Source organism: Nostoc sp. (assembly GCF_036919675.1).
Taxonomy (GTDB): domain Bacteria; phylum Cyanobacteriota; class Cyanobacteriia; order Cyanobacteriales; family Nostocaceae; genus Nostoc.
Genome location: NZ_JBALCP010000116.1, coordinates 40007 through 63329 on the forward strand (window position 1 = coordinate 40007; position 23323 = coordinate 63329).

General features: G+C 42.2%; 21 protein-coding genes. 13 read left to right on the plus strand and 8 right to left on the minus strand.

Annotation, left to right across the window (positions count from 1 at the left end; translation table 11 throughout):
• The first annotated feature begins 293 nt into the window (after window positions 1-293).
• Window positions 294-1829 (plus strand): flavin-containing monooxygenase, encoded by a 1536-nt coding sequence (locus V7K49_RS26055; protein ID WP_335208205.1) that lies wholly within the window; start codon window positions 294-296, stop codon window positions 1827-1829.
• A 15-nt stretch (window positions 1830-1844) separates the two neighbouring features.
• Here V7K49_RS26055 and rppA read toward each other — a convergent pair whose 3' ends face one another.
• Window positions 1845-2543: a two-component system response regulator RppA gene (gene rppA, locus V7K49_RS26060; RefSeq protein ID WP_335208233.1), complete on the minus strand. Its 699-nt coding sequence runs from the start codon at window positions 2541-2543 to the stop codon at window positions 1845-1847.
• A 76-nt stretch (window positions 2544-2619) separates the two neighbouring features.
• On the opposite strand from rppA, the gene hisG reads away from it, so the two are divergent.
• The 7 genes from hisG to V7K49_RS26095 all read left to right on the plus strand — a co-directional run bounded on the left by hisG (window position 2620) and on the right by V7K49_RS26095 (window position 13374).
• The gene (hisG, locus tag V7K49_RS26065) at window positions 2620-3264 is read left to right on the plus strand and encodes an ATP phosphoribosyltransferase (RefSeq protein WP_335208206.1); all 645 of its coding nucleotides are present in this window, start codon (window positions 2620-2622) and stop codon (window positions 3262-3264) included.
• A gap of 1392 nt (window positions 3265-4656) precedes the next feature.
• Complete coding sequence (locus V7K49_RS26070; RefSeq protein ID WP_335208207.1) at window positions 4657-7227, plus strand: GAF domain-containing protein; 2571 nt, start codon at window positions 4657-4659, stop codon at window positions 7225-7227.
• A gap of 8 nt (window positions 7228-7235) precedes the next feature.
• A complete protein-coding gene (locus tag V7K49_RS26075; protein WP_335208208.1) occupies window positions 7236-7661 on the plus strand; it encodes a response regulator in 426 nt (141 codons plus the stop codon).
• 5 nt (window positions 7662-7666) lie between these two features.
• Window positions 7667-9943: a hybrid sensor histidine kinase/response regulator gene (locus V7K49_RS26080; protein WP_335208209.1), complete on the plus strand. Its 2277-nt coding sequence runs from the start codon at window positions 7667-7669 to the stop codon at window positions 9941-9943.
• Between the two features lie 144 nt (window positions 9944-10087).
• Window positions 10088-10999 carry a hypothetical protein gene (locus V7K49_RS26085; protein ID WP_334873391.1) on the plus strand — a complete coding sequence of 304 codons (912 nt, stop codon included), beginning with the start codon at window positions 10088-10090 and terminating at the stop codon, window positions 10997-10999.
• Window positions 11000-11584: 585 nt separating this feature from the next.
• Window positions 11585-12187, plus strand: coding sequence for a DUF1003 domain-containing protein (locus tag V7K49_RS26090; RefSeq protein WP_334823030.1), 603 nt, complete (start codon window positions 11585-11587; stop codon window positions 12185-12187).
• A gap of 314 nt (window positions 12188-12501) precedes the next feature.
• Window positions 12502-13374 carry a hypothetical protein gene (locus tag V7K49_RS26095; protein WP_335208210.1) on the plus strand — a complete coding sequence of 291 codons (873 nt, stop codon included), beginning with the start codon at window positions 12502-12504 and terminating at the stop codon, window positions 13372-13374.
• A gap of 304 nt (window positions 13375-13678) precedes the next feature.
• On the opposite strand, the gene ychF is transcribed toward V7K49_RS26095, so the two are convergent.
• From ychF to yidD, 3 genes are all read right to left on the minus strand, one after another.
• A complete protein-coding gene (gene ychF, locus V7K49_RS26100) occupies window positions 13679-14770 on the minus strand; it encodes a redox-regulated ATPase YchF (RefSeq protein ID WP_335208211.1) in 1092 nt (363 codons plus the stop codon).
• Window positions 14771-14815: 45 nt separating this feature from the next.
• Window positions 14816-15031, minus strand: a complete 216-nt coding sequence (locus V7K49_RS26105; RefSeq protein ID WP_334872985.1) for a hypothetical protein — start codon at window positions 15029-15031, stop codon at window positions 14816-14818.
• Window positions 15032-15244: 213 nt separating this feature from the next.
• Window positions 15245-15481 (minus strand): membrane protein insertion efficiency factor YidD, encoded by a 237-nt coding sequence (gene yidD, locus V7K49_RS26110; protein ID WP_335074284.1) that lies wholly within the window; start codon window positions 15479-15481, stop codon window positions 15245-15247.
• A gap of 61 nt (window positions 15482-15542) precedes the next feature.
• Here yidD and V7K49_RS26115 point away from each other — a divergent pair, with 61 nt between their 5' ends.
• Window positions 15543-16247 carry a diacylglycerol/polyprenol kinase family protein gene (locus tag V7K49_RS26115; protein WP_335208212.1) on the plus strand — a complete coding sequence of 235 codons (705 nt, stop codon included), beginning with the start codon at window positions 15543-15545 and terminating at the stop codon, window positions 16245-16247.
• A 167-nt stretch (window positions 16248-16414) separates the two neighbouring features.
• Here the strand turns inward: V7K49_RS26115 and V7K49_RS26120 are convergent, their stop codons facing one another.
• Window positions 16415-17314, minus strand: a complete 900-nt coding sequence (locus tag V7K49_RS26120; protein ID WP_335208213.1) for an alpha/beta fold hydrolase — start codon at window positions 17312-17314, stop codon at window positions 16415-16417.
• A gap of 467 nt (window positions 17315-17781) precedes the next feature.
• Here V7K49_RS26120 and V7K49_RS26125 point away from each other — a divergent pair, with 467 nt between their 5' ends.
• From V7K49_RS26125 to V7K49_RS26140, 4 genes are all read left to right on the plus strand, one after another.
• Window positions 17782-18336 (plus strand): thioredoxin family protein, encoded by a 555-nt coding sequence (locus V7K49_RS26125; protein ID WP_335208214.1) that lies wholly within the window; start codon window positions 17782-17784, stop codon window positions 18334-18336.
• A gap of 71 nt (window positions 18337-18407) precedes the next feature.
• Window positions 18408-19136, plus strand: coding sequence for a UMP kinase (gene pyrH / locus V7K49_RS26130; protein ID WP_334872975.1), 729 nt, complete (start codon window positions 18408-18410; stop codon window positions 19134-19136).
• On the plus strand, window positions 19123-19671 hold the full coding sequence (frr, locus tag V7K49_RS26135; RefSeq protein ID WP_334872973.1) for a ribosome recycling factor: 549 nt from the start codon (window positions 19123-19125) through the stop codon (window positions 19669-19671). Before pyrH ends, frr begins: the two co-directional genes overlap by 14 nt.
• 137 nt (window positions 19672-19808) lie before the next feature.
• A complete protein-coding gene (locus V7K49_RS26140) occupies window positions 19809-20930 on the plus strand; it encodes a geranylgeranyl reductase family protein (protein WP_334872971.1) in 1122 nt (373 codons plus the stop codon).
• Window positions 20931-21061: 131 nt separating this feature from the next.
• Here the strand turns inward: V7K49_RS26140 and V7K49_RS26145 are convergent, their stop codons facing one another.
• From V7K49_RS26145 to V7K49_RS26155, 3 genes are all read right to left on the minus strand, one after another.
• Window positions 21062-21682, minus strand: a complete 621-nt coding sequence (locus V7K49_RS26145) for a hypothetical protein (RefSeq protein ID WP_335208215.1) — start codon at window positions 21680-21682, stop codon at window positions 21062-21064.
• Between the two features lie 120 nt (window positions 21683-21802).
• Complete coding sequence (locus V7K49_RS26150; RefSeq protein WP_335208216.1) at window positions 21803-22672, minus strand: CPBP family intramembrane glutamic endopeptidase; 870 nt, start codon at window positions 22670-22672, stop codon at window positions 21803-21805.
• Between the two features lie 184 nt (window positions 22673-22856).
• A complete protein-coding gene (locus V7K49_RS26155) occupies window positions 22857-23294 on the minus strand; it encodes an AbrB family transcriptional regulator (RefSeq protein WP_273766880.1) in 438 nt (145 codons plus the stop codon).
• Window positions 23295-23323 lie beyond the last annotated feature (29 nt).

Genomic DNA, 23323 nt, shown 5'->3' on the forward strand with positions numbered 1-23323 from the left:
CCGGATGGGGACAAGTATAAAGGTATGGGGTATGGAGTTGCAGGTTCGTCGTCAGAGTTTGGGAGTTACCAACACTCTACGCCTTAAGCTTAACGTTTGCGTAGCGTGCCATAGGCAAACCTTACCATATTAGAAGCTACATGAGCAGCCAAAATTCCTATGGGAGGAATACTGCTCATAACTGTCGCTTTAGACTGATTAACTAATTAATATATATTGACATAATTTGCATCATAATAGCTTGAATTCCTCTTTGCAGAAATTCTTTCAAAATTTACTTAAATTAAAAAAGAATGGAAATCAAACAAATTTGCGTGATTGGGGCTGGAATCAGTGGTCTAGTAACAACTAAAACTTTTATCGAGGAAGGCTACGACGTTACTGTATTCGAGAAACAAAAAGGACTTGGTGGTGTTTGGGAAAAATCCCGAAGTTACCCAGAATTAACAACCCAGAATACGGGTGACACATATAGTTTTTCCGACTATCCCATGCCTGCATCCTACCCAGAGTGGCCCACAGCAGAGGATATACGGAATTATTTAGATTCATACGCCCAGAATTTTGGGGTTCTTGAGAAGATTCGCTTCCAAACAGAAGTTACTAATGTTTCCCGCAAAAGTGGAGAACGACCAGGATGGGTAGTTACCATCAGAGTGAAGGAAGGTAATGGGGATGGGACAAAAGAGGAAAAGCACGAATTTGACTTTCTGCTAGTGTGCAATGGAATATTTAGTTTCCCTAATTTACCTTCTTTACCAGGTAGGGAGGAGTTCGCAGCATCTGGAGGACAAGTACTCCATTCTACCGAGTTTAACGATGCTTCAATCATTGAGGGTAAGCGGGTAGTTGTAGTGGGTTTTGGCAAATCTGCCTGCGACATTGCGACTTTGGCGGCGAACATAGCCAAAGAATCCACCCTTGTCTTCCGTCAACCCATGTGGAAGATTCCGAGATTTTTTTTGGGTTTAGTAAACCTGAAGTATATTTTATTAACCCGCTTTGCAGAAGCTTGGTTCCCCTACCGTCAGATGGGACGGCTTGAAAGAGTGCTGCACACTCTGGGTAAGCCACTAGTGTGGACTTTCTGGCGCACTAACGAGATGCTGCTACGCCTGCAATTTGGGCTTGATAGCTGCGGAATGTTGCCCGAATACCCGATGAATCAGGCTAACTGTCAAATTACCATAGCTCCTCCAGATTTCTTCAAGTACGTACACTCTGGTAAAATTCAGGCAATTAAAACGAGCATCGCCAAGTTCATCCCTGATGGCGTAGAATTAACCAATGGTCAGCAGTTGCAGGCAGATATAGTAATTTTTGGTACAGGATTTCGCCAAGAGCTTCCCTTTCTCGAAGAAAAATATCGCCGACAGATAATTGATGAAGATGGTAATTTTAGCCTTTACCGTTATTTGATTCACCCTAATATTCCACAAATGGGTTTTGTTGGCTATAACACCAGCTTCTACAGTCAGTTAACATCAGAAGTTGCTGCTTGGTGGCTGCTAGAGTATGTCAAAGGCAACTTGTTATTGCCTTCGCCGTCAGTAATGTATCAAGAAATGGCAGCAGATATGGATTGGATGAAAACTCAATACCATAGTGTTGTAGCGAGAGGGACATGCATCTTTTCGTTTACCTTGCGTTACACTGAGCAGCTCATGGAAGATATGGGTGCAAATAATCAGCTTCGTGTCTGGAAGGAGATTTCACAGATTATGATGCCTGTGGATTCATCCCTCTACAATAAACTTCGACAGGAATTAAAGTCGCAAAGACTGAAAAATATCAATGATTCTCCTAACCAATTAACCGAATCATTGTGAGTTTAAAACAGGCGGCTAAATTGACTCCACTGAGAAAGCACCGAAACGATAGCCTTTGCCGTAGACTGTGTGAATCAGCGTAGTTTCTCTACCTACCTCAATCTTACGGCGCAGCAAACGAATTAATGCCGCGATCGCATTACTACTGGGTTGTTCTTCCTCTGTCCACAAATTTTGCATAATCTGGGCATGAGTCATTAGTTGTCCACTATGTTCCATAAAGTATTGCAACAACTGGCTTTCTTTTTGTGATAGCTCAATTATTCGTCCTTGGCGATAGGCTACTTGATTTTCAGAATCGAGTTCTAAATCAGCTACGGTTAGGCGTTCAGTGGTGGTTTCATAGGTTTGGGAACCGGAACGACGCAATAAAGCACGGACTCTGGCTAGTAACTCCCGCAGTTCAAAAGGTTTAACCAAATAGTCGTCAGCACCAGCATCTAAACCTTCTACGCGGTCATCTAGAGTATCTTTGGCTGTGAGAAACAGTACGGGAGTGGTTTTGCCTTGGCGTCGCAATTCTTGACAAATCTCTAACCCCGTTTTTCCTGGCAGCATCCAATCTAAAATTAGTAGGTCATAACTGGTTACTTGTGCATGTTCGCTGCCACTTGTGCCATCGTAAGCGGCATCCACAATGTAACCCTCGCGAGTTAACAAGCGACTCAAGGGTTGAGTTAGTTCAACTTCATCATCAACTAATAAAATTCTCATGCTGCTTGTGGTAAGCATATAGAGATATTCTCAATATTATTCAACTGCCAAGACACCAAGGATAACAATAAAAAGAATGCTGACTGTTGCATTGCCAAAAGGGGAACTACTTAAAAATAGCATCCGCCTGCTACAATCTGTGGGATTAGATTTTAGTGCTTTTTTAGATTCAGGAAATCGCCAACTTCAAATTCCTGACACTAAGGGAGTTGCGAAAGGTTTGCTGGTACGAGCGCACGATGTGCCTGTTTATGTGGAATATGGTCAAGCACAACTGGGTATTGTTGGTTACGATGTGCTGCGGGAGAAGCAGCCGCAAGTTGCTCACTTGGTGGATTTGCAGTTTGGGCATTGTCGGATGTCGGTGGCGGTAAAAGCATCTAGTTCTTACCGATCGCCTTTAGATTTACTACCGCATGGTAGAGTTGCTTCCAAGTATGTGAATTGCGCTCGTGAATATTTCCACAGTCTGGATTTACCTGTGGAAATAGTGCCGTTGTATGGTTCAGTGGAACTAGGCCCGATTACTGGAATGTCAGAAGCGATCGTGGATTTGGTTTCCACAGGGCGGACTTTGCGCGAAAATGGTTTGGTTGAAATTGCTACTCTGTATGAAAGCACGGCGCGGTTGATTGCCCATCCTCTGAGTTACCGCCTGAATACGGGTAATTTGAGTGATGTGATTGCCAAGCTGCGGTCAACCGTTTTAGTAGGGGTTTAACAGTTCTAGTCAGAGGGGAATTTTGCACATTTGGGATGCTCCACAGCTTTTATTAGCAAAATCATGCTTTCATCACTAAAGTCACGATTTTTCCCTTAAAGTCACGATTTTTTCCTTAAACTCACAATTTTTCCCTTAAAGTCACGATTTTTTCCTTAAACTCACAATTTTTCCCTTAAACTCATGATTTTTTCCTTAAACTCGTGATTTTTTTCTTAAACTCACGATTTTTTTCTTAAACTCACGATTTTTTCCTTAAAATCATGATTTTTTTCTTAAAATCATGATTTTTTTCTTAAAATCATGATTTTTTCCTTAAAGTCACGATTTTTCTAACGACAGCTTTTGGCATAGTGACAACTGACTAGTACAGCACGGCGTAAATAAGCAGACCATTGAAAAGCCCTAAAGAGCTTATTCCATAATACTTTTGACTTTTACTTCGGCTCCTTTCGGCAACTCTTAGAGACGCTGCGCGTAGCTTGCTTCCCCGTAGGGGTACGCTCAAGGCAAGCCGCTCAGTACAAGTGACTTTTGACTTTTGACTTCCGCCTTGCGGTATTAGCCAATAGTCTGCAATAACTTAATCTCTTCATGCACAGTGAATATAGCGCTTCTGTGTTGAGTCCAATACAGACCTAACAAGAACAGCCCCAATTGTTGTAGCGTTGGGGAGTAAGATTCAAAGCCTCTCTGCTTTTAAGAGAGAGGTCAGAGTTTATTGCATACAAACGAGCGATCACTATAATATCAGTCCTAAATAGGACTTACGCACTGTACAAATTACTCATGGTATGCGTGTAGAGAAAATGGGTCGTTTCAGCCTTTTATTAATCGTTCCATTCCTTAATCGCAAGTAGACCCGCGCCGTAGGGGTAAAGCGCATTGCTAAACCCCTACGAAAAATATGTTTGTTTGTCTCGTTCCCAGTCTCTGACTGGGAATGCCTAATGAGAGGCTCCGCCTCCCTGACTCGTGGCAGAGCCGCAATTGATTTGCATTTCCAGCCAGAGGCTGAAAACGAGGTTTTAAAGGGGTTTGGGTTTAAGTTGATCCGTATGAGCAATGTACTTTACCCCTACGAAAAATATGTTTTTTCAAATAATTTATATTTGGTATTTTCTGTCAATGCGTAAGTCCTACTAAATTTGTTTATACTAGGATTACTGCGATGTCTACGACGGGCTACGCCTACGCAATAACCTTGCGGCGTAAACAGGGAATAGCTTATTACTAAGTATTGCTCTGAATGTAAAAGTAGTATTTTAAACAGATTTTCCTGAAAAGCCAGAGGCGGGGAAAGGACTAATAATTCTTAAAAAAGGTTAAGCTATTCTTGAGATAGCCACGCTGCTGACTGAATATTATATTTAGATTGTTTAATAAAACTTAATGAAAGCTGGACACATTGATACAGAAGTGACGAGGCTAGAAGCGCTCCGCCAGTATCAAATTCTTGACACCGAACCCGAAGAAGCCTACGACAATCTTGCTCAGTTAGCGGCATTTATTTGTGGCACTCCCATCTCCTTGGTAAATTTCATTGATGAAAACCGTCAATGGTTTAAGGCAAAAGTCGGTTTAGATGTATCAGAAATGCCCCGGAGTGTTGGGTTCTCTTACCTTTGCCAAGAGCAGCGTAACGTTGTAGTGGTTTTGGATACCTTAGCTGATGAAAAATTGGCCAATAATCCAGTAGTAACTGGCTATCCTTATGTGCGGTTTTATGCAGGTGTACCCCTAATTACTCCGAGGGGAGATATGCTAGGAACTCTGTGTGTAATTGACCAAGTTCCACGGGAATTGAGCCAAAAACAAGTGGAGGCGCTTGTAGCTCTGAGTCGTCTGGTAATCGACCAACTAGAACTCAGGCGTCATGTAGTTGAAATATCTCAAATTACTGAGAAACTAATAGCACATGAGCAAGAAACGCACGCTCAGTTTAAAGCTGCGAGAACCCGGATCAATAATCTGCTCGAAAGCATCACTGATGGTTTTTTTGCCCTAGATAAAAAGTGGCGATTCACCTACATTAATGGTCAAGCAGAACGGCTTTTGCAAAAAACCCAGTATGAGTTTTTGGGTAAAAACATCTGGGAGGTGTTTCCAGAAATCATCGGTACAACATTCTATCGTGAGTATCACAGGGCAATATTAGAACAAGTGAGTGTGGAATTTGAGGAGTTTTATCCGCCACAGAAGTGCTGGCTTCAAGTCCACGCCTATCCGGCAAAAGACGGCTTATCTGTTTATTTTCAAGATATTACTGAACGACGGAAAACAGCAAAAGCACTACGAGAGAGTGAAGAACGCTGGCAATTAGCATTAGATGGTAATAATGATGGTATTTGGGACTGGAACCTTAAGACTAATGAAGTGTTCTTCTCAACTCGGTGGAAGGAAATGCTCGGGTATAAAGACCACGAAGTTTCCAACGCTTGGGATGAATGGACAAAACAAATCCATCCCGATGAGCGAGATTCGGTACTTCAGGCTTTCCAAGACCACTTTGCCAAGAAAACACCGTTTTACGTGTGTGAATATCGAGTCCACTGCCAAGACGGCAGCTATAAATGGATTCTAGATCGAGGACAGGCCCATTGGGACGCATCAGGTGATGTGGTACGGATGGTGGGTTCCTATACTGATATCACAGATCGCAAGCAAACAGAAGAGGAATTAAAGCAGCAAAATCTGCGATCGCAACTATTTGCCGAAATCACCCTGAAAATTCGAGAATCTTTACAAATAGACGAAATTCTTCAAACCACGGTTACTGAGGTACAAAAATTACTACAAGTTGACCGAGTTTTGATTTTTCAACTAGAGACTAATGGTTCGGGAACAGTGGTGCAAGAAGCGGTGCTGCCTGGTTGGCCCGTAATTCTAGGAGAAAATATTTTCGACCCTTGCTTTAAAGCAGAATACCTAGAAAGATATCGCCAGGGAAGAATCAGTGCCATTGACGACATTGAAGCTGCTCATATCCAACCCTGCCATCGAAAATTTCTTCAGCAGTTTGCTGTCAGGGCTAATCTCGTAGTGCCGATTCTTGTCAGGGAAGGTATTTGGGGCTTGTTGCTAGCTCATCAGTGTGCCGCACCTCGACAGTGGAATAACTTTGAGACGGAGTTGTTACAGCAACTAGGTAACCAAATTGGGATTGCTTTATCTCAAGCGCAACTATTAGAACAACAAACCCGCCAAAGTCAGGAACTGGCGCGTTCCAATGCGGATTTAGAACAGTTTGCCTATGTTGCTTCCCATGACTTGCAAGAGCCGTTGCGGATGGTAACTAGTTATTTACAACTGCTTGAGCGAAAATACAAAAATAAACTAGATGCGAATGCCGATCAGTTTATCACCTACGCAGTAGATGGGGCCCGCCGGATGCAGACCCTGATCAACGATTTGTTGAACTATTCCCATGTCAGCAGTCGGGGACAGCCATTTATACTAGTTGATTGTAATGTTGTCTTGGAGGGGGCGATCGCTAATCTTCAACTGGCGATCGCCGAGAGTAAAGCAGTTGTCACTCATGATCCTCTACCTGAAGTGATGGCTGATGCTACTCAACTGACGCAAGTATTTCAAAACCTGATCGCCAACGCGATCAAATTTTGCCGTCATCAGCAGCCACGAATACACATCGGAGTAGCGAAGCCAGGTGCAAATCCAGATGGGGAAAGTTTAAATGTTATCCCCTCGGCAGATGAATGGTTGTTCTGGGTGCGCGATAATGGTATTGGTTTGGAATCCCAATATGCTGAACGTATATTTATAATTTTTCAGCGCTTGCATGGTGGAGGCAAGTATCCAGGCACTGGAATTGGTCTGGCAATTTGTAAAAAAATTATAGAACGCCACGGCGGCCGGATCTGGGTTGAGTCGAAACCGGGTCAAGGCTCGACTTTCTACTTCACAATTCCAGATAGAGATATTAAGCAATCGTCAACACTATAACAGCGATTATGCCTATTCAGGTTTTGTTAGTAGAGGACAATCCTGGCGATGCCCAACTCACACGCATCGCCCTAGAAGATAGCAAAATCCCGATCCACTTGAATGTGGTCGAAGATGGTGTCGAGGCAATGGCATTCTTGCGAAAACAGGAAAAATATGTCAAAGCAGCCCATCCAGATATTGTGTTGCTCGATTTCAACCTCCCTAGAAAGGATGGACGGGAGGTATTAGCAGAAATTAAAGCAGATGAAAACCTCAAACGAATTCCTGTAGTAGTTTTGACGACTTCGCAAGCTCAAGAAGACATCCTCAAAGCTTATAACCTTTCTGCCAACTGTTATATAGCTAAACCAGTAGATTTCGATCAATTCGTTAACATTGTCCAATCAATAGAAAATTTTTGGTTTGCGATCGTAAAACTGCCACCGGAGTAATGAAAATGGCAGGTAAAAATATTAAAGTTTTATTAGTAGAAGATAATCCTGGTGATGTCTTTTTATTACAGGAGTTTTTAAAGGAAGTTACCACAGTTGTTGATTTGATGCCCGTTGTGCGGCTTTCGGAAGCACTCAACTACCTAGAAAAGGAAATTTTTGATGTAATTCTGTTAGACCTCTCACTGCCAGATGCCCAGGGACTGGAAACCTTTGTGATCACTCACAATCAGGCAAAAGCCACTCCGATAATTGTGCTTACAGGTATAGACGATGAAACCCTGGCAATTAGGGCAATGCAGCAAGGAGCGCAGGATTATTTACTGAAAGGGCAAGTGACTGGCGACTTGCTAGTGCGCTCAATGCGTTATGCGATCGAGCGTCAACGGGCAGACAACGCACTGCGACAGAGTGAGGAACGATTTCGGGTTGCCCTGAAAAACTCTCCAATCTTTGTCTACAACCAAGATATGGAGTTACGCTACACCTGGGTTTACAATCCCGCCGATGGATTGACGGTTGAAGAAATGTTGGGCAAACAAGACTTGGATCTTATCTCAGTTGAAGATGCTCAACATCTGCTCAAAATTAAAAGTGGGGTGTTAACCACTGGCATAGGAACGCGAGAGGAAGTATCAATTACAATCAAAGATACAACTCGATATTACGACTTAACTATTGAGCCATTGCGGAATGAGTTGCAAGAAGTTGTCGGCGTGACTTGCGCCAGTATCGATATTAGCGAACAGCAAGCGGCGCTACGCGAACGCAAATTGGCAGAAGAAAAAATCCGCGAACAAGCAGCATTACTAGATGTCACCATAGATGCCATTTGCGTGCGAGATTTAAACAATCAAATTATCTTCTGGAACAAAGGTGCAGAAACACTTTTCGGCTGGCAAGCTACAGAGGCTTGGGGCAAAAATGCTAATGAGCTTTTGTTTGACGAACCTTCACCAGAAATCGAAGCGGCTCTGTTGCAAGTTATTAGTAAAGGTAAGTGGCAGGGTGAGTTAACTAAACTTACTAAAATGGGCAAGGAAATCCTCGTTGCTAGTCGCTGGAGTCTGGTGTGTGATGAACAAGGGAAACCCAAATCAATTCTCACCGTTGACACAGATATTACCGAGAAAAAACTCCTAGAAGCCCAATTGTTTCGCGCTCAACGCCTGGAAAGTATTGGCACTCTAGCTAGTGGCATTGCTCACGACCTCAACAATATCCTGACACCGATTCTGGCAGGAGCGCAACTATTACCACTCAAATTTCCCAATCTAGATGAACGCACCCGCTATCTACTGGAGATTTTGGAAATCAACGCTAAACGCGGCGCTGATTTAGTCAAACAAGTGTTGTCCTTTGCGCGGGGTGTAGAAGGGAAGCGGATCACTTTGCAACTCAGGCATTTGATAGTGGAAGTTGCCAAAATTCTCAAAGAGACATTTCCTAGATGTATAGAAGTCAGCACTGATGTACCGCAAGATTTGTGGATGGTTTCTGGAGATAGCACTCAACTGCATCAAGTACTGATGAACCTCTGCGTTAACGCCCGCGATGCTATGCCCAGTAGCGGTATTTTGAGTATCTCTGCCGAGAATCTGTTGATTGACGAAAATTATGCCCGCATGAACCTGGAAGCCAAAGAGGGCCCATACACAGTGATTACTGTCTTTGATACTGGAGTTGGGATTCCTAGAGAAATCTTAGATAGAATTTTCGAGCCATTCTTTACCACAAAAGATGTCGGACAAGGCACAGGGTTAGGACTTTCCACCGTACTTGGGATCATTAAAAGTCACGGAGGTTTTGTGAGCGTGTATAGCGAACCAGGAAATGGCACTAGCTTTAAGGTTTACTTGCCAGCAGTGGAGGGAATGGAAACAATTACTCCAGAAGAATTGCCACCACAGAGAGGACATGGAGAATTGATTTTGGTTGTGGATGATGAAGTTGCCATTCAAGAGATTACCAGAACATCACTGGAAGCTCACAACTACAAAACCCTAATTGCCAGTGATGGCATGGAGGCGATCGCGCTATACGTTCAATATAGGGACAAAATTAGTGCCGTACTGATGGATATTATGCTGCCCTCGCTGGATGGTTTAACTGCCATCCGTACCCTGCTAAAAATCAACCCCCAAGTCAGAATTATTGCCAGCAGTGGACTTACGTCTGACAGTAAGCTCAGTGCAGTAGCTGCTATTGGTGTGAATACGTTTTTGTCGAAGCCCTATACTGTCAATGAATTATTGCTTTCTTTACAGAAAGTACTATCGTGAGTCAAGTAATTACGTAAGTAAGCTGATAGCTCTGAGTACAAAAGGCTGCTTTATTGATGTGGGTGCGAATTATCTGGATTTGATATGATTGAGCATCGGCTAACACACTTCTCTAACCGATACTCACAGCTTGGCTAAATCAATATGCCTCGGTTTCTTAAGTTAATCATCAATATAGTAATCTTGGGTACATTGTTACTCATATCTGTGGAAGTTTGGGCGCAAGATTGGCGTCCGGTTCGCGGTGGTATCCCTTTTGGTATTGGTGGTATAGCTTTGATACAGCAGCAAAGCAATACTCTCGATTTTCTGATTGTCCATGACAACAAACAAAAAAATCAAGGTCGTTTAGCAATCATCAGCATTAAGGGTAAAAACCAACCGGAATATTTCCCATTGAACTGGCCAAGTAACATAGAATTGCCCATTGACTTAGAAGCTTTAACATCTGTTCCTGAGAAAACAAAATCCTCTTTTATCGCTTTAAGCAGTTCTGGAAAAGCTTATTACATCAGGTTGGAGCCTGCCAAGAAAACCATCTCAGTTCTCAAGGAATTCAATCTACCAGGAATTATTCAAGGAAATAATTTTGAAGCATTTGGATTACAAAATATAGACGGCAAATTAGTTGCTATTTGGGGACATCGCGGTGAAGGAGAACAACCAGCAACTATTTTTTGGGGAATATTTGACTTAGCTAAATATCAAATTACTCTTGCAGGTTCTGCCAATCTAAAAGTACCCTTTCCATCTGGTAACGTGCGCCATATTTCAGATATTAAGGTAGATCCCGTAGGAATTGTGTACATCACCTCAGCAAGTGATGCCGGAGATGATGGGCCATTCCAGTCGGCTGTGTATGTCGCTGGTTATCTGGGATTACGCGGTGACAAAATTGTATGGCGGCAAAATCCTCAACTTGTTCCCCTCTACCGCTCTAATTACCACAAAATTGAAGGTATAGAACTTGTTCCTGGTGCAGAAGGCGGTGTAGTGGTTGGTACAGATGACGAGAATTTAGGTTCCTATGTATACATTGTGGGTGGAAGTAGCTGAAAAGTATGTCCTTTGATGGCACAGCAAGTCAATCGGTTAGCAAGCGCTCAACAGCAGGAGGTTTCGACCTACACGCAGATTTTAGCAGGATTAAAATTTAAAAAAGACTTGATTCGTTGAATATTTCGAGAGGGTATGATACGCAAGTCGGTTTTCTACCAAGATGCGATCGCGGATTAAGCATGTAGGCAAGGAAAATAAAAACTATTGTGTTGCCGATAAATTTTGGTTATCCCTGATATCGTAATGCGTAAGTAACAGCGATAGGCATTGTTACATGAAACAGAAAAAGACAAACTAACTCTTGGCAAAGTTGGTGGTTAGTCTTCCACTTTATAACTGTCTGGTTTGCCCAACTGGATCATGCGATTGATATCTGCACATTGTAGGAATAATTTGACTTAAACGAATTCTGAAGTTAGTTGTCAGCTTTATTGTCATGAGAACGCAATAGCTTTGGCACAGTGATTTCAAAGCTCGAGTCTATAATGCAAGCCTAACTCCTTGCATCTTGAATTGAACTAAGCAAAGTTGCTAGTTCATCTAATTTTTTCAAGATGCTATTAATAGCAGCATAATAAAATTATGCTTTCAAGTAGCATGAATGAAGAGGAAAAAGAATACTTAGACTATGAAGATAATAATCCACTACTGTCTAAAGTCATACAACGCAACATTCGCACTCTTATCCGTCTTCGGGCCAAGGCTGCTAATAAGAGAAACTTGCAAGACCGAATTGCCGACGTTATTACCTCTTTTTCAGGACATATAGTTTTTGTTTACGTACATCTTGTCTGGTTTGGTGCTTGGATTATTTTGAACACTGGTAAGTTAGGTGTACATCCCTTTGATCCATTTCCCTACGGATTGTTGACAATGGTGGTATCGCTGGAAGCAATTTTTTTGTCAACATTTGTGTTAATTAGTCAAAACCAACTGAGTCAAGAAAGTGAGTATCGCGCCAACTTAAATTTACAAATTGCACTCCTGACTGAGCATGAAGTTACACGAGTATTGCAAATGCTAGATGCGATTCAAGATAAAATGGGCATTGAAAATGATGAAGACAGTGAACTTGCTGACTTAGAAATGGAAACTAAACCGGAAGATGTGTTAGTTGAGATTGAGCGACTTCAGCAGTTAGCACTTAAGAGAAAAAAGCTGAATAAACTCAACCACAGATCATAATCTACGATTGCAGTAAAGTAGTGCGTTTCATCACACAATCGCAATAATTACTCCTTCTAAATGAAGAATATCTTGTGATCATTTTGAGGATTACTGGTTTATTTGCGATCGCCTCGCAATTTCCTTAACAGCAATCTTCATATATCGAGGATTTTGTCAAGCTTTTTAGGGCGATCACAGTTAATATTTTTTATATTATGAAAAAGTGGCTCGTTTTTATTACAATTGTATTTTTATGTTTCTGTTCAATTTATATTGTTAATCCGTCTGATTCTGTCTTGATAAATTATGACAAAAGTTGTAATTTCCAAGTGATGACAAAGGGAGAAGGTTGTTTTATTTACAAAGTTAAATCTGGTAAATTTTATATTCCTATTTACTACTATCTGCCTAATAATTTACAGGAAAATACTAGAGTTTTATTTGCTATGCACGGTGAAAAACGTAATGCTCAAGATTATCGAAATGATTGGAGAAAGATTTATCAATACAACAGTGATCACCATAGTAATTTTATTTTACTTGCTCCCCAGTTTGAACAAAAGTGGTTTCCAAAAGCTGTAGGGTATAATCTTGGTAATATGTTTACTGAAGATTTAAAGATTTTAAATCCTAGAAATCAATGGGCATTTACTGAAATTGAAAATATCTTTACTTTTGTTAAAATAACTACGAAAGTAAAGGCTAACAAGTACTATCTTTACGGTCACTCTGCGGGCGCACAGTTCGTACATCGAATGGTCATCTTTATGCCCTATGCCCATATTCAAAAGGCTGTGGCTGCTGAGGCAGGTTCGTATACAATACCTGATGAAAATAGGGAATATCCCTGCGGTTTGAAGAAACTAACTGGAGAGCCACTATCATCTGTAGATTTGAAAAAAACATTTACCATACCAATGACAATAATTTTAGGTACAAAAGATAATAAAGTTCTACCTCCTGAACATGATTCTTATGCTTGCGATATACAGCAAGGTTCTAATCGTTTAGCTCGTGGCGAATATTTCTACACTCATGTTAAAAGTATTGCTCATAATAGAAAAGAAGATTTTAATTGGACTCTCAAAGAAATTACTGCTACTCACATTGTTGCAAATACGAATCCTCCGATTGAAGATCCTATGTTAGTATCATGTGCCGCTTTGGAGTTTTTTCCTAAATTGACCTTCGTTAATTGCAAATAGTTATTCAGCTAATGTAGGAAATTTTTCATCTCCCTTTTTATTAAGAACTGCTGCGATGTCTTAGACGGGCTGTGACGCGCTTAGAGTCAGGGGTTACCTTCACTGTTGTGTCAGCTTCCCGCAGGGTACAGGAGTGGCTGTGGCTCCAAATCCTGAGGGGGTCGAAACAAGATAGCTGATTTGCTCCTCCTGCTTTTTTCAATTCTGCACCCTGTCAAATTTTGAATTTAGAATTGCTGGAGCGATCGCAACTTGGTGTAGGTTGACCATTATCTTATTGATAACGGCCACTGATTAATTACCCCTACACATTAAATCGGAACAACATTACATCCCCTTCCTGCACAGTATACTCTTTCCCTTCACTGCGAACCAACCCTTTCTCCTTCGCTGCATTCATTGAACCAGTAGTTACCAAGTCTTTATAAGCGACTGTTTCGGCGCGAATAAATCCCCGCTCAAAATCACTGTGGATTACACCAGCAGCTTGAGGTGCAGACATTCCAGCATTAATTGTCCAAGCGCGGGTTTCTTTAGGACCGCAGGTGAAATATGTCCGTAAGCCTAGAAGCATGTAAGTTGCACGAATCAATGCTTTCAAACCGCCTTCTTCCACACCTAAAGACGCAAGAAAATCAGCTTTATCTTCCTCTAGTAATTCCACTAATTCAGCTTCCACTTGGGCAGAAACAATCACAACTTGGGCATTTTCTGTCGCTGCAATTTGCCGCACTGTTTCCACAAAATGATTACCACTTGCCAACTCATCCTCCGATACATTGGCGGCGTAGATAATCGGTTTATAAGTGAGCAGTTCTAGTCCTTTAATAATTTCTGCTTCTTCTTCATTCAAACTCACCTGACGCACCGATTTACCTTCATTTAAAGCCGCAGCTAATTTTTCTAAAACTGTGACTTCAAATTGTGCATCTTTGCTGGTACGAGCTTGTTTACGAGTGCGGTCAATTCGCCGCTCAATTTGTGATAAATCTGATAAGCCCAATTCTATATTAATGATTTCAATATCTCGCGCTGGGTCAACAGAACCAGCAACGTGGATAATATCATCATTCTCAAAACAACGTACCACATGGACGATCGCATCAACTTCCCGGATGTGGGACAGGAATTGATTCCCTAGTCCCTCACCCTGACTTGCACCTTTAACTAAACCGGCGATATCTACAAATTCCACCCGCGCCGGGATAATTTGTGCTGAACTGGCAATCTTAGCAAGAACATTTAACCGTTCATCCGGGACTGCGACAACGCCGACATTCGGTTCAATCGTGCAAAAAGGGAAGTTGGCTGCTTCTGCTTTCGCATTAGCAACTACAGCATTAAATAAAGTAGATTTTCCGACGTTGGGAAGTCCGACAATTCCGGCTCTTAGCATTTTGGATTTTAGATTTTGGATTTTGGATTACATTACAAATGTAATTCAAACGGGTTCCGGTATGGTTTGGGGAATGGGAGCAGGTACTGTTTGAGGAATCGGAGCAGGTACTGGTTCTGGTAAGGGTTGGGGTATAGCTGGCCCCGGTACAGGTTCAGGACTCGGTAGTGGGTTCGGTTCAGGATTGGGACTCGGTAGCGGACTCGGGCCAGGAGTAGGAATTTGTGGATCGGGTATAGAAATCGCAGTAGGATTAATCATGGTAAGTCTAAATTAAATTATTCAACCTTCCCAAGGTAGATGACAACCTCATCTGTTGACATCTCCCCAAATGGCTATACCCAGCGACACTTCCTTTAATAATTTACCGTTGTCATTACAGTTCTCTGTGTGCCTCTGCGTTTCCCTCTGCGCCCCTGTGCGTTTAAATTTCAACCCTCAATTCACCACGATTTTACGCAAAGCTGTACTAAACTACTGCTCCTTTAACTTTTCTACCACCTCTGGCACTGGATCGTAACCACCTGGATGAAACGGATGACAGCGCAAAATCCGCCGAGTTGCCATCCAGCTACCACGCAATACTCCGAATCGTTCAATAGCTTCAATAGCATACATCGAACAAGTTGGTTGAAAACGACAAGTCGGGAGAAACAACGGCGAAATAAACATTCGGTAGCCCCGAATCAGCCAAATCAATAATAGTTTCATTGTAGTTACCTAAATCTTATAAATTAGTAACAGGGGTAAAAATTTTCATTTTGTTGCATCTTTGTTAATTAGATTTTCTGACTTCACCTCAATTCCGATTTTATGGCTGCAAATTGCGAGCGCTGCAATTTGGGTGCTACTCATCCTCCTGATTGCATGGGTGGTAAACCGCTTTGCCGACAAGCCAGAAATCGTGCGAAAGATAGTTCATATTGGCACTGGTAATGTGATTTTAATCGCTTGGTGGCTCGATATTCCCGCCAGTGTAGGGATTACAGCTTCCATTTTAGCGAGTGCAATCACCTTATTATCCTACCGATTGCCCATTCTTCCTGGTATTAATAGCGTCGGACGCCAAAGTTTAGGGACGTTTTTTTACTCTGTCAGTTTCGGTATTTTAGTTGCCTGGTTCTGGTACTTGCAACAACCCCAGTACGCAGCACTAGGAATTTTGATCATGACTTGGGGAGATGGACTAGCAGCTTTGATTGGGCAACGCTTTGGGACACATAAATATAAAGTCTTTGGGACAGAAAAAAGTTGGGAAGGCTCCCTAACTATGATGCTCGTTAGCTATCTCGTCTGTAGTTTGATTTTAGTTGGTACTCAAGGAAACAGTTGGCAAACTTGGGTAGTATCACTTTTAGTAGCAGTTATAGCTACGGCTTTAGAAGCTTTTTCATTTTTGGGTATTGACAATTTGACAGTCCCTTTGGGTAGTGCAGCCCTTGCTTTCTTTTTAAGTCAGTTAGTCTTAAGTTACTAAATTGCATTGAGTGCTAAGGGACTTGCAAAGAAATAAAATACTAGCCATTCTAGAAGATAGGAAACGCCGATTTGCCCACGCCAACTCTAAATCTCTAGAATTGGAATCGCTGTTTTCATGCTCATTGATATGATGTCTTCCTAATCACTTAGAATATGTCATTGCGATTACCGCGATCGCTCTAAAATCCAATCTTGTAAAATCGGATTGACTAACTCTGGTGCTTCATCCTGCGGACAATGCCCTACTCCCTCTAAAGGAATAAACTTTTGTACTTGGGGAAAGTTAGCTAACTCTCTACCTAACTTAATTGGTTCCCACGGATCAGCCGTTCCCCACAAGATAATCGCCGGACAGGGTAACAGTGGTAAAAGGTCTTCTGGTAGGGGCCCTGTAGAATAAGAAGTAAATGCCAGGAACACGGCTACAGCACCCGGATCACTTGCTGGTGAAGTGAGAATATCTACCAACTCATCTGTCACCATCTCAGGATTAGCATAGGCTTGTAGGAGAATCTTTCGTACTGTTTTCGGTTTGGCGAGTTGATTGAAAAAGAAATCGCCAACTGGTTTGATAGATAACAGGCGTTGCAGCAAAGGCGCTCCGAAACGACGAAACCAAGGTAAACTTACCCGTTTGCGATCGTGCAACAGTCGCAATGAACAGTTGAGTAAAGCAACTCCCAAGGCAATATCTGGGTTACTTACTGCTGCTTGCATGGCTACAATACAGCCAATAGAATTTCCGACTAAAAAAGCTGGCTCACCCACAACTTCACGGCAAAAATCTGCTACTTGCTGTCCCCAGGTTTCTAGTGTATACGCAATTTTTTCACCAGGTTGAGGTTTTGCGGAACCGCCAAAACCAATCAAATCAATAGCATAAACACGGCAATTTTGTGCTAGTACGGGAATATTTTTTCGCCAGTGCCACCAAGAAGCACCAAATCCATGCACGAGGACAACAGCTGGCCCAGTGGTTCCTTGGGTTTGATAGCAGATAGGGAAATCTTGCCAAATCCAGGTTTTTGTAGAGGTAAGTGCTGTTTTTGAACTTGAGATTGTCATGGGAAATTTGATGAATACAAGGGTAAAAGCCTTTCAATAGCAGAGTGTAAGTAAAATTGTTTGGAATTTGAATAAAATTTATCAGATTTTAAAAATAAATCTTTTGCTCTAATGATAGCTTAGACTTATACCACGAAAACTTCTAGGCTGATAACACAAGTATCAAGCTGATAGTTTTATCCAGCGTAGAGAGTTTTCATCTTGTTGATAGAGGTAATTTACTCACAACTTAGATTATGTCAGGATTAGGAATTATAACTTCTATAATGTGAGTACTATTTTCGCTATTTTTAGATGTGAGCGAATTAGCATCAGTGCTAGATTCAGTAGTTTCACAATTTACGACAGCCAATTTGGTCTATAAGATTGTCGAATATGAGGCATCGGCTAAAGGGTGGTTTGCAACTGGAAACTGACGCTGAATTTAACAATATTTTTCTTGTTCCTAGTTCTGCGATCCAGAAAACATGAATATATTAGAAACAATTGATACTCCTGTTGGGAGCTACGCACCAGATTTTGAACTGCCAGGTATTGATGGTCAAGTACACCATCTCAGGCGTTATCTTGAGAAGTTCCGAGCAGTGGGCGTCATTTCCATGTGTAACCACTGTCCTTATGTAGAGTGGTATCTAGACAGGTTGAAAAATATTCAAGCTGAATTTGCCCTAGAAGGCTTCACACTAATTGGCATGAATGGTAGTGATGGCGATCGCGACACTAGATCAAGCTTTGAAAATATGAAAGCTTTTGCCCTCCGTCACCAGTTCAATTTCCCTTACCTGTGGGACTCGACGCAAGATGTTACCCGCAGTTTTGGTGCGACAAAAACACCAATGGCCTTTCTCATAGATACTAATGGTATAGTACGCTACAAAGGACAAATTGACGATCATCCCCAAGATGCATCAGCAGTCGGAGAAGATTATTTGAAAACTGCGATCGCTTCTCTGTTTCTTGCTCAAGAAATAGATATACCACAAACAGAAGCAATAGGTACTACATTAATTTGGCGTAACTAGACATAGATAGTCCCTGTAACTGCTATCTTAAATTGGAGGCAATTGCAACTTTTTTGATAAAGCGTAACTTCATGGGAACGAATTACCGACGGGTTTTACTCAAACTGAGCGGTGAAGCCTTAATGGGCAACATGGGCTATGGCATTGATCCAGAAGTGGTCAAAGGAATAGCACAAGAGGTAGCAGAGGTGATAGCCACTGGCACTCAAATGGCCATCGTTGTTGGCGGCGGCAATATTTTTCGTGGCGTCAAAGCGGCGTCGGCGGGGATGGACAGGGCAACTGCTGACTACATAGGGATGATTGCCACGGTAATGAACGCCATGACGCTGCAAGATTCGCTGGAACGTATAGGGGTACAGACGCGGGTGCAAACTGCGATCGCTATGCAAGAATTAGCGGAACCATATATTCGTCGTCGTGCCATCCGCCATCTTGAAAAAGGACGGGTGGTAATTTTTGGTGCTGGTTCTGGAAACCCCTTCTTTACTACAGACACCACTGCGGCATTAAGAGCCGCAGAAATTGATGCCGAAGTGATTTTTAAAGCCACCAAAGTAGACGGAGTATATGACGCTGATCCTCATATTTATCCTGAGGCGAAGCGTTACAATAGCCTCACCTACGCGCACGTTTTAGCCAAAGATTTGCGGGTGATGGATAGTACTGCGATCGCCTTGTGTAAAGAAAATAATATCCCAATTCTGGTATTTGACCTAACGGTGCGAGGAAACATCCACCGAGCAGTCTTGGGAGAATCCATCGGTACCCTTGTGGGAGGTTCTTGTGAAATTAGCTGAAGCTGAGAGTACGATGCAAAAAACCGTTGAGTCAACTCAACGAGCTTTTAACACGATTCGCACTGGTCGCGCCAATGCGAGTCTATTAGATAAGGTATTGGTGGACTATTACGGTTCGCCTACGTCCTTGAAATCACTGGCAAACATTAGCACGCCTGATGCCACGACGATCTTAATTCAACCCTACGATCGCAGCAGTTTAAATATAGTCGAAAAAGCGATTTCCCTCTCAGATGTGGGTTTAACCCCTAGCAATGACGGTTCCGTGATTCGGCTGAATATTCCGCCCTTGACAAGCGATCGCCGTAAAGAATTCGTCAAAATGGCATCTAAGTATGCTGAAGAGGGTCGTGTTGCTATTCGCAACATCCGTCGCGATGCTATTGACTCGATTCGCAAACAGGAAAAAAATACTGAAATTTCTGAAGATGAAGCACGAGATCAGCAAGACAAACTACAAAAACTGACAAACAAATACACTGCAAGAGTAGACGAATTGCTGGCAGAAAAAGAAAAAGACATTACGACTGTTTAAAGTCTAAAGTCTGAAGCATAAAGGCTGAAGGATGATGGATAAATTCTTCAGCCTTTATCATTTCTTAGGTATCTAACAAAAATTGATCAACTATTTCAATAGAAAATAAACTAATTCCGGAGCAAAAATTCAGCCATATGTACGACTGCATCATCGTCGGTGCTGGGCCAGCTGGTGGAACAGCTGCATATCATTTAGCCAAGCAAGGTCGCTCAGTATTAGTGTTAGAAAAAGAATCCCTGCCAAGATATAAACCTTGTGGCGGTGGTGTATCTCCAGCGATCGCTCAATGGTTTGACTTTGATTTTAGCCCAGCGATTTCTGTGAAAGCCGACTCGCTTCGCTTTACTTGGAAATTGGGCGACCCCGTGGAAGCAAAAATCGCCACAAAAGAACCAGTCTGGATGGTGCGACGAGATATTTTTGACCATTTCCTAGTGCAGCAAGCACAGAAGCAAGGGGCTGAACTACGAGATAATACTGAAGTAACGGGTATTGAGTTTAAAAGTGACCATTGGCAAGTTAACACAGCCAATGGGCCAGTTATAGGTCGCTACTTAATCGCGGCTGATGGTGTCAAAGGGCCAATGGCAAAATGGTTAGGCTTCAAAGAACGTAAACGTCGTTTAGCAGGAGCTTTGGAAGCAGAAGTTGCCGCAACTGTGAAGGACAAATCCACAATTCACTTCGAGTTTGGCTTGGTAAAAAACGGCTACATTTGGAACTTCCCGAAGGCGGATGGTTATTCCATTGGTGTCGGTACATTTATCGGCGGCGAACCTCAGAACTTTAAGAAGATTTTAGATGAGTACGCGCGATCGTTTAATCTAGATATCAAAACTAGCAAGCAGTATGGTTATCCCCTTTGCTTGTGGGATGGCAACCAAAAGTTGCATACTCAAAATGCAGTTTTGGCTGGGGAAGCTGCTTGTGTAGTTGATCCAATGACAGCAGAAGGCATTCGCCCTTCAATTTTTAGCGGTTTGATTGCAGCAGGAGCCATTAATGAGGCTCTTTCTGGTGATACCAATGCTTTAGAAAAATATAGTGAAACCATTAATGAAGAATGGGGTACTGAGATGGCTTGGGCGCAAAAATTAGCTGGAGCATTCTATCGCTTTCCTGGCATTGGTTACAAAGTTGGTGTTAAGCGCCCCTCTGGTGCCAAAATCATGGGTAAGATTCTATGTGGAGAACTGCGCTATGGCGACGTTGCCGGTCGTGCGCTCAAGCGTTTAATTCCTGGTTTTGGGGGTTAAGTATAAGGGATTAAGTAACGAATCTCTAAGGTACGAGACACCTACCTCACAAAAATCAATCATCTTTTGTGGGGTGGGCGTCTCACCCACCCTATTTTCATTTTATTTATGCCTATCTACTTACCATTTCTCTAAACTAGGGTTTTAGACAAGGAACTCTCAAAGGTCTGCAATATAATTCCCAGAATCTTATCGACTGCATTAACATGATATTCTATTGAGTCAATACAAACAGTATTCTGTTCTAAAGTTAAGAATTTCCAAGCGGTACCGCTTGTCACAACTCCATATATGACTTTAATATCATTTCCTGCTCTTTGATTGAATATCTGAGCAGCAATCATTGTGGCTACACATTGCCCCAATCCGGCGATGATATTCTCATTTTTGGCCTCTATAACAGTGACTACTGGAGCACTGATAAAATACTGTTCACGAGATGCACTAAGGATAAAGTCACAAAAACCTGAGAGTCCTTTAGCAGGATCAATATTGAACTCTGTACCTGAAAATAAGCTGATTTGGTAATTTAACTGTCGCCTTACCTCAGACAGAATAGGAGCGATTAAAAACTCAGAACGAGCTTTTTCGCTGTTAATGGCAGTCGCTAAAGTTAGGTTCTCATCCAGCAACCGCTTTAGCAAGTCAGAGGGCTGTACCCCGCTTACAATCAGAAACAGATTACGTGTCTCTTCCAAAGTTAAGCTAAATGCATCTCTGACTTTAACAAGACTAAAATCACTGTATGCCATAAACTTCTGCTCCAGTTCTATCTTAATTGTGCATGGCTTGCCCGTCTTTGCAAGATATTATTGTGAAAGCCAAGCTTGGTTAGCAGGCTCGCCTCTCAAATATTGCACCTTAACGCGAAATTAAAAATACTTAGAGAAAAACCAGATAATCACTCCAGTTCCCAATACACAAATAATTCCCGCCAAGCCAGCTAGGGGTTTTTTATTCTTACCTGTAAACCAGTCAGAGACTTTACCTGTGTAAGTAATTAGTTCTGCTGTGTCTAGGGTAGCGATCGCCCATACCCATCCCGCGTGCAGTCCCCAAGCTAAACCCAAATTGCCGTTCGCAGCAAAACGTGCCAACACCAGCACAATTCCCATCAGCCACAATCCGGGGAGTTGGGGTGCGGTTTCGCGTTGCTCCCAAACCAGGTGTAGCAAAGCAAAAATCAAGCTAGAAATTGCTGCTGCTACCCAAATGGGGTAATCCTGTGCTAATTCAGTGAACAGGAAACCGCGAAAAACTAACTCTTCTATCCCACCCACTAATAACGCTATCAAGAAAATCTGTAGCAAGATGGGTAGTAATAACTTGAAATTCGTCTTTTCAAAAAAACACCAACCTAACCCCAATTGCCCACTAAATACAATAGCTAGGCTCACCACTCCCAAACCGAAACCTAGCGCTAAAGAACCAAGAGTTGAAAGATTCCCAACAAAGCCGTAATCCGAAAAAGATTTATTCGTCAGCCAACTAACTCCCCACAGAATCAGGGGAGCTAATAGGTAGAGTGACGCCAATAACGGCATCTTTTGCTCTGGCTGCAAAGGTTTGGGAGGTTGCCAATTGAGCAATATTGCTGATCCTGTTGCAATTGGCAACCAGCAAACTATCCAGAAAATAAAAAATGCCATCACTACAACTAGTGGTGGTGCATTTTCCATAAACGCCAGTAATGCGTTGACCGAAGGCTCAAAGAAAGTTATCAAAATAAACAAAAAAAACACGATAGACTTCTTGCACTATAGATTTCTTGCTGATTAATCAAGACTCTACTAAATTTGGTGACTTCTGCAAGGGGTCGAATCGTATTTTTTACCTGGGGCAAAATTTTTTAAATAGAGCTACTAGTGTGCTGTCGGGTAAGGACAAGTTATCATCACCTAAAACTTATCCCTACCATCAGCAAATTTACTCTTCGTCTTCCAAATCTTCGTCTGATTCGTCAGAATCTACATCTTGTGAGGTTAGTTTTTTATCAGTTTCACCGAGTTGAATCAAGTGAATATGCTTGTATCCCAGCCTAATTTCAAACTCATCTCCAGGCTTTAAGCCCATTGCTTTGGTATATGTAGCACCAATCACAATTTGACCATTTTGATGGACGCTAACCCGATATGTCGGTTCACGACCACGACCATCTTTAGGTGCTTCTGGACTTAGAGGAATTCCTCTAGCCGATAGCAAAGCGTCATAAAAATCTGTGAGATTGACACGAACCTGGTTATTCTTAGTAACAGTGTAATAGCCGCACTGTTTAGCTCTTTCTCGGCGTGGTAAAGTGGAAAGTTCTTTTACTTTAGCAAGTAGTGCTTTTCCAGTTAATGGTGCGGTTGCAGTTTCAGTCATTATGCTCAAATTTTCCTTACTCTCTCCAA